The 2,198-nt window shown below is 57.4% G+C and carries 4 protein-coding genes; all 4 read left to right on the top strand.

What is annotated here, in order from left to right; genetic code table 11:
- Positions 1–105: 105 nt before the first annotated feature.
- On the top strand, positions 106–771 hold the full coding sequence (locus V6C07_RS04935; RefSeq protein WP_333535253.1) for an HAD family hydrolase: 666 nt from the start codon (positions 106–108) through the stop codon (positions 769–771).
- 66 nt (positions 772–837) lie between these two features.
- Entirely contained in the window at positions 838–1,140 is a 303-nt protein-coding gene (locus V6C07_RS04930) for a YggT family protein (protein ID WP_333535252.1), read from the top strand.
- Positions 1,141–1,194: 54 nt separating this feature from the next.
- The gene (locus V6C07_RS04925) at positions 1,195–1,425 is read left to right on the top strand and encodes a YdcH family protein (RefSeq protein WP_333535251.1); all 231 of its coding nucleotides are present in this window, start codon (positions 1,195–1,197) and stop codon (positions 1,423–1,425) included.
- 21 nt (positions 1,426–1,446) lie between these two features.
- A partial coding sequence (locus tag V6C07_RS04920) for a thiamine pyrophosphate-binding protein (RefSeq protein WP_333535250.1) occupies positions 1,447–2,198 on the top strand: 752 nt, incomplete at its 3' end.

Raw genomic sequence — 2,198 nt, 5'->3', positions numbered from 1 at the left:
GCTTCAGGCGCATGCCCCGGCCTGGCGCATTCTCGGCCGCACACAGCCCACCGGCTCTCCGCCTCTGGATGTCGAGCGCCTGTGGCTCGTATGGAGGCCCGCATCATGAGCACGCTTTTTCCCCACGGTCTTGCAGGAGTCATCTTTGATTGCGACGGCGTGATGATAGATTCTCGCGAGTCCAACAATATTTTCTACAACCGCGTTCTTGAATACTTCAACCTTGCGCCCATGACGCCGGAGCAGGAAGAATACTGCTTTATGGCCACTGCCGTGCAGTCTTTGCTGTACATTGTGCCGCCGCACCTCCACGACCAGATAGAATACGTCACACGCGAAGTCGTCAACTATCGCCGCGACATACTGCCCATGCTGCGCCTGCAGCCGGGGTTTACCGACTTTATTGACGATCTTCGTGACCGCCGGGTGCGCATGGCCGTGCATACCAACCGCAGGTTTGAGGGAATACAAACGGTTCTGGACATTTTCGGCCTGCCCACCTATTTTAACCCTGTGGTTGCGGCCGACACGGCAGCGCCCAAGCCGTCTCCCGAAGGCACGCGGCGCATCTGCTCCGCCTGGGGCGTTCAGCCTGAAACAGTGCTTTTTGTGGGCGACAGCGAACATGACAAGGAAGCGGCCCGGGGGGCGGGCGTAGTATTTGCGGCGTTTAACGGCGGGCCTCTCCGGGGGCAGATAACGGTTACGGATTATGCGGGCCTGCACACCGCGCTGAACCGGATATTGCCGCCCCAGAATGCCAAGCTGTAAAACCAGGCCCCGCCGGGTTCCCCTGAGCGTATTTTTTGACCCAAAGACCGCCATTCTGGAGGGCGCATGATTGTTCTGGCCAATACCATGAGCGCCGTTGCCATGATTCTCGGTTCACTGCTGAACCTGTATTTCTGGATCGTCATCATCGCGGCCGTGCTTACCTGGGTGCGTCCCGACCCATATAATCCCATAGTGCGCACCCTGCGCGCTCTCACGGAACCCGTGTTTTACCGTGTGCGCAAGTGGTTGCCGTTTACCTACACCACCGGCATGGACTTTTCCCCGGTGGTGGTGCTGCTGAGCATCGAGCTTTTCAACCGCATTGTGGTTGCCTCTCTTGCCCAGTACGCGCATGCCATCCAATAATTCCGGCTTCCTCGCGGACTTCCGCGTTCGAACATCTAACAATGGAGATTTCTTATGGATCAGCATGAACTAGAACTACTAACCAAGTATGCGGCTACTGATCCGGAGCTGAAATCCCTTTGGGAAGATCACGTGCTCTATGAAAAACAGGTAGAAAAGCTTGAAGGCAAACCCTTCCGCACCCCTACTGAAGAACAGACCTTGAAGCAGCTGAAAAAACAGAAGCTTGAAGGCAAAACCCAGCTCATGGCAATCCTCGACAGGATAAAAAAACAGGATTGCTAGCAGGCTGTTAAGGAGCCGGCTATGGAATGTACAGGTGCGCAGATTCTCCTTGAGTCCCTGAAGAGAGAAGGCGTTGACGTGCTGTTCGGGTATCCCGGCGGCGCAGTGATTGATATCTATGACGAACTGCCGCGACATCAGGAAATACGTCACGTGCTGGTACGACACGAGCAAGGGGCTGTGCACGCGGCTGACGGCTATGCCCGCGCCTCCGGCAAGGTAGGCGCCTGCCTGGTTACCTCCGGTCCCGGAGCTACCAATACGGTGACGGGCATAGCCACAGCCTATTCCGATTCCATTCCTCTGGTAATCATTACGGGGCAGGTTCCCACACAACTGATCGGCAATGACGCCTTTCAGGAAGTGGACATCGTGGGCATCACCCGCCCCTGCACCAAGCATAATTTTCTGGTAAAGGACATCAACAAGCTGGCCCTTACCATCCGCCAGGCTTTTTATCTGGCACGCACGGGCCGCCCCGGTCCCGTACTCATTGACCTGCCCAAGGACGTCATGCAGACCAGGGCCGAATTCGTATGGCCCGAAGAAGTCTACATGCGCAGCTACAACCCCACCTACAAGCCCAACCTCAACCAGTTGCGGCGCTCGGTAGAAGAACTGGCGCGCGCCGAGCGCCCGGTTATTCTGGCTGGGGGCGGGGTTATCATGTCCGATGCGGCCGAGGCCCTCACGAGCCTTGCGCGCAAGTTGCAAATTCCCGTCACCTGCTCGCTCATGGGCCTTGGGGCCTTTCCGGCCACCGACCCGCTGTG

It is taken from the genome of Desulfovibrio sp. 1214_IL3152 (genome assembly GCF_036763055.1).
Classification (GTDB): Bacteria; Desulfobacterota; Desulfovibrionia; order Desulfovibrionales; family Desulfovibrionaceae; genus Desulfovibrio.
The sequence above is the reverse complement of the archived record's forward strand: the minus strand, read 5'-3'. Positions and strand labels throughout refer to the sequence as shown.